General features: G+C 69.3%; 4 protein-coding genes and 1 pseudogene. 3 read left to right on the top strand and 2 right to left on the bottom strand.

Annotated elements, in window-relative coordinates; translation table 11 throughout:
• Positions 1 to 437, bottom strand: a 437-nt coding sequence (locus BBH68_RS38065; protein WP_245738524.1) for an integrase core domain-containing protein, incomplete at its 3' end; no start/stop codon positions are given.
• A gap of 200 nt (positions 438 to 637) precedes the next feature.
• On the opposite strand from BBH68_RS38065, the gene BBH68_RS38060 reads away from it, so the two are divergent.
• From BBH68_RS38060 to BBH68_RS38050, 3 genes are read left to right on the top strand one after another with little or no spacing between them, the layout of a single operon-like run.
• Positions 638 to 1,471, top strand: coding sequence for a CPBP family intramembrane glutamic endopeptidase (locus BBH68_RS38060; RefSeq protein ID WP_065968484.1), 834 nt, complete (start codon positions 638 to 640; stop codon positions 1,469 to 1,471).
• Positions 1,468 to 2,643 carry a sensor histidine kinase gene (locus BBH68_RS38055; RefSeq protein WP_065968483.1) on the top strand — a complete coding sequence of 392 codons (1,176 nt, stop codon included), beginning with the start codon at positions 1,468 to 1,470 and terminating at the stop codon, positions 2,641 to 2,643. Before BBH68_RS38060 ends, BBH68_RS38055 begins: the two co-directional genes overlap by 4 nt.
• Positions 2,640 to 3,302, top strand: coding sequence for a response regulator (locus BBH68_RS38050; protein ID WP_065968482.1), 663 nt, complete (start codon positions 2,640 to 2,642; stop codon positions 3,300 to 3,302). Before BBH68_RS38055 ends, BBH68_RS38050 begins: the two co-directional genes overlap by 4 nt.
• Before the next feature lie 1,248 nt (positions 3,303 to 4,550).
• Here the strand turns inward: BBH68_RS38050 and BBH68_RS43845 are convergent.
• Positions 4,551 to 5,171, bottom strand: a pseudogene (locus BBH68_RS43845) (transposase family protein); the annotation flags it as partial.
• Between the last annotated feature and the right edge of the window lie 14 nt (positions 5,172 to 5,185).

Raw genomic sequence — 5,185 nt, 5'->3', positions numbered from 1 at the left:
GGGTCGTCGTCGGGTGCTCGTAGGCCGAGGCTGCGGTGTGCTCGTCCCCCGTTGTAGTGCTTCGTGTACGTGGTAAAGACCTTGCGCAGGTGTCGTTCGCCGGTGATGAGGAGGCGGTCGGTGCATTCTGCGCGGTCTGTGCGTATCCATCGTTCGGCGAACCCGTTCAACCGCGGGCCTTGCGGCGGAGCCGGAATGACGGCTGTGCCGTTGCCGGCGAAGACGGCGTCGAACGCTGCAGTGAACTTGCTGTCACGGTCCCGGACGAGGAACTGGAAGCACCCAGCTCTGTCCGCGAGGTCCATGAGCAGGTTACGGGCGAGCTGAGTGACCCATGCGCCCGTAGGGCGGGCGGTGACACCCAGGACATGAACGCGCCGACTCTTGATCTCCATGACGAAGAAAACGTAGAGACGCTTGAGGAAGACGGTCTCCACGTGCGTGAAGTCGCAGGCGAGCAGCGTGTGGGACTGGGAACTGCCCGTCGAGGCGCGAAGAGAGCTGTGTGGCACTGGAGTTGTCCCCCGTGAGAGCTACGTGCAGGTGTCCACCGTGAGGTGACGATTCCCGGGGCGCGAATCCATAGCGTTCTGAGCACCCGCGGCGCTCCGGTCGCGGGTCCGGAACAGGAGTCGTCATGAAACTGGTGTGGCAGATACTGGCTGTGGTGACGGTCAGCGCGGTCGGTGGTCAGAGCGCCAGCGCGGTGCAGGACAACCCGTGGCTCTCGCTCCTGCTGGGCGGCCTGACAGCGGTGCTGGCGGTGTTCGTCTACCGGTGGGTCGTGGGCCGCACCGAGGGGCGTCCGGTCACGGAGCTGGCCCGGGAGGGCGCGCGGAGGTCGCTGTACCGGGCGACGGGCATTGGCGTCGCGCTGTTCGGGTGCGTCATCGCGAACATCGCCCTCCTCGGGGACTACGACGTCCACGGCTTCGGCTCGCTGACGGGTGCGATCGGACTGGTCGGCTTCATGGCCGCCGCCGCCGTGACGGAGGAGCTGATGTTCCGCGGCCTGCTCTTCCGACTGGTGGAGCGAGGCCTGGGCACGTACGCGGCGTTGGCACTATCCGGTGTGCTGTTCGGCGCGATGCATCTGTTCAACAAGCACGCAACCCTGCTGGGTGCCGTCGCCATCGCGATCGAGGCCGGCGGGATGCTCGCCGCCGCCTACGCCGCCGACCGCAGCCTGTGGCTGCCGATCGGCCTGCACTTCGGCTGGAATTTCGCGGAGTCCGGCATCTTCGGCACCGAGGTCTCCGGCAACGGCGCCACGCATGGACTGCTGGATGCCTCGACGTCGGGCGCGACCCTGATCACGGGCGGCGAGTTCGGCCCGGAGGCCAGCCTGTACTCCATTCTGTTCTGCGTGCTGGCGACGATCGTCTTCCTGCGGCTGGCCCGCCGGCGCGGCAACCTGGTACCCCGGCGGCGTGCCGAGCGCGTCGACGCCCTGGCTACACTCGGCCGGTGATAACACCTCACCAGGCCGGCCAGGTGTGGCGCCGGCTGGACGTCACGGTACGGGACCTCCCGCTCGGCCTGCTGATCCTCACCGGCTCGTTCGTGCCGGCGCTCCACGCCAACGGCACCGAGGTCGGTGGCGTGCCGACCCGCCCCACCGACGCACTGGCCGTCGTGACGATTCTCCTGCAATGCCTTCCGCTGGGCGGGCGCCGGCGCTGGCCGGGCGTCGCCCTCGCCCTGGTGGCGTGCGGCTTCGCCGTCGACCAGCTGCGCGGCTACCACGCGTTCGCGACAACCGCGCTGCCCATTGCGCTGCTGAGCGCCGGGTCCCATCTGGAACGGCACCGCCGGACCTGTGTGGTCGTCCTCTCCGTGGTGTACGTGCCGCTGGCGGTGGCGCTCTCCAGGCTCGGCACCGGCGAGTCGCCGGAGGAGTTCGTGACGTTCTACCTGGCGCTTGTCCTGGCGTGGGGCGCCGGGGCGTGGCTGCGCTCCACCCGGGCCGCCGAGGCGGACCGGCGGCGCCGCGTCGCCGAGGACACCCGTACCGCCGAACGCACCCATATCGCCCGCGAGCTGCACGACGTGGTGACCCACCACGTGACGGCGATGGTCGTACAGGCCGAGGCGGCACGCTATCTGACGGCCGCGCCCGAACGGCTCGACCAGGCGCTGACCGCTGTCACGGACACCGGGCGGCGGGCCATCACCGACCTGCGGCACCTGCTCGACCTGCTCAACCCCGATCACGGCACCGGGACGGCGGCGGACGCGGCCGAGCCCAGGACGCCGCCGGTCGGCAGGCTGCTCACCCTCGTGGAGCAGACGCGCCGGGCCGGCCAGCCGGTGGAGTTCACCGAGAAGGGCACACAGGCCGAGTCGACCGGCAGCGCCGACCTGGTGGCCTACCGAGTGGTGCAGGAGTCGTTGACGAATGCCCTCAAGTACGCCCACGGCAGCCGGACCTCGGTCCAGGTGTGCCACGGGGAACGGGAGATCACCGTGGAGGTCAGCACGGACGGCTCCGGCTCGGGGGCCACCTCCCCGGGCGGGAGCGGTCGGGGCCTGGCGGGCCTGCGCGAGAGGGTCGGCATCCTGGGCGGCGACTTCAGCGCGGACCGCAGTTCGGGCGGCGGCTTCGTCGTACGGGCGCGGATACCGGCGAGGAGCACGACGTGACCGTACCGATCCGGGTGCTGGTCTGCGACGACCAGATGCTGATCCGCACGGGGCTGGTGACGATCATCGACGCCCAGCCCGACCTGGAGGTCGCGGGCCAGTGCGGGGACGGGCGCGCCGCCGTCGAGCTCGCCGGCCGGCTGCGCCCGGACGTCGTGGTGATGGACATCCGCATGCCGGTGCTGGACGGCCTGGAGGCCACCCGTCTGCTGGCCGGGGCCGGGGTGGAGCATCCCGTGAAGGTGCTCGTGGTGACCACGTTCAACCTGGACGAGTACGTCTACGAGGCGCTGCGCGGCGGGGCGAGTGGGTTCCTACTCAAGGACGCTCCGCCGGACCGGCTGCTGCACGGCATCCGGACGGTGGCCTCGGGCGCGGCACTGCTGGATCCCGAGGTGACGCGCCAGCTCGTGGGCAGGTACGCGGCCCGGATCCGGCCCGCCGCGGGCGGGGCTCCGCAGGACGTACCGCTGACCCCCCGTGAGCTGGAGGTCCTGCGTCTGATCGCGGACGGTCTGTCCAACGGCGAGATCGCCGCGGCCCTCGTGATCAGCCAGGAGACCGTCAAGACGTTCGTGTCACGCATCCTGAGCAAACTCGGCCTCCGCGACCGCGTCCAGGCGGTCGTCTACGCCTACCGCCACGGGCTGGTCACCTGAGGTACGCGCTGACCGTCCGGTACGGCGGCCGGCGCCCCCGTGACCGTGCTCCCCGTTGCTGTGCCGTTCAGATATGCGTCACTGCTGGTCATGCCGCGTATCTGTGCTCATTGATCAGGCCACCAAGGATACGGCTCTGGAGTAGCCGTCCTGGGGTTTTCGATTCGCTCAGCGGCGCGGTGTGGTGGTCGGCGAGTGGAGGTAGTTGCTCTCGGGCCTGATGCGGTCGATGCCCGTTGCAGTGTCCGGAGGGCGGAGCCTTGCCCCCTTTCTGGAGACCCTCTGCGGCCAGTCCAGCAGTTGCTTGGCACACTTTTTCCGACGGCGAGGGCACCTGCCGACTGTCTCGCTACGGCGCCACAGAGCCGGGCACGGCGCCCACGCCCTGGGAGTGTCCTATCTGCCGGCGGACGGCAAGGGGCTTTGTCCCTCCTTGACGCGGGGCGCACCCGGCGACCAAAAGCTCCGCATACACGCCACCTGCGAAAACCGCCACGAAGAGATCGCCAGCGGTCCGCCCTGCCCCTTTCGCATGGGGAGCACGACAACGTGCTCCCCATGCGAAAGGCGCTCGATAGCCGGCAAGGGGTCCTCATGGCTCTCGATGCAGGAGACATCCGGATCGAGAGGGTGACCAGAAACCGGCGCCCGGGCCCACTACTGCCACGTCAACAGCACCTCGCTGCAGCACCTCGACCGCGTCCTCGGTCTGAACGAGGAGTCACCGGAACCCATCACCACGGAGGCCTACCCCTACGGGGCGGGATCGACCATGATCAGTGCCGAAGGGGCGTGTCCGAACAGGCTGCGATGCCGACCTGGTCGTGTTCGGCCCCGCGACGATCAACGACCACGCCACCTACCTCGCAGGCGCTCGGCCCTCAACCGGGTATGCGGCAGTGTTGGTGGCCGGCCGGTCGGTCGTCATCGACGATGACCTCGTTCTCGATTGCCTGCCCGGCCGCCCTGCGACCGCGGCGAGTGGCCCCTGGCGCAAGCGCCGAACGCTACCACCTCGGCCGACGCCCGACCGGCGTCAGATTCGTGCCGACGGCACGCTCGTTGTTGAGGAGTAGAGCATCGACATCGGGCGCGTAGCAGCGACGAACGACGCCGCCGCACCACTTGCGCCCATCCCGCTGAGGCCCCACGGGTCGTGGATCATGTTGACTCCCCCGTGCTGCCACTCGTTGATCCACACCAGAGCGGCGTTGATCTCCGTGCATCGCCGCAGGTTTTCAGGATTCGAGCCTGTGGCGCACTTTTGAGGATGTCCATCTCCTCGGCGGCAAAGACGGCGTCGAACGCTTCGCTGTACCTGCCATCGCGGTCGCGTCATAAGAAGTGCAGGGACTCGATGCGTATGCCCAGGTCGGCGGTGAGATTCCGCGCCTGCTGCGCCGACCAGTCCCGTGTCGGGCGGGCGGTGACCCCGGTGATGCGCAGCCGCCGGGTGCCGTGCTCGAGGAACACCAGCGCATACAACCGCCTGCCGAGGGCGGTGTCGATGTGAAAGAAGTCTGCCGCGATGATGCCCTCGGCTTGCGCGGTCAGGAACTCGCGCCAGGTGGGACCTGAGCGACGTGGAGCAGGGCCGATGCCGGCCGCGTTGAGGATCTCCCACACCGTCGAGGCGGCGACTCGATACCCGAGTCGGGCCAGCTCCCCTTGGATCCGCCGGTGCCCCCACATCGGATTCTCCCTCGCCAGCCGCAGGACGAGCTTCTTGATCGTTCTCGGGGTGGGCGGACGGCCGGTACCCCGGCGCGCGGTGTAGTCCCACTTTGCGGCGATGAATCTGCGGTGCCAGGCAAGCAGGGTGCCGGGGGCGACAGGGAAGATCTCGCGCCAGTGGTGCCGGGCTATCAGTCCGGGCGGCGAAC

Origin of the sequence: Streptomyces sparsogenes (assembly GCF_001704635.1) — a bacterium.
Taxonomy (GTDB): Bacteria; Actinomycetota; Actinomycetes; order Streptomycetales; family Streptomycetaceae; genus Streptomyces; species Streptomyces sparsogenes.
Note: the sequence above shows the minus strand (reverse complement) of the source record. Positions and strands in the feature narration are given on the sequence as shown.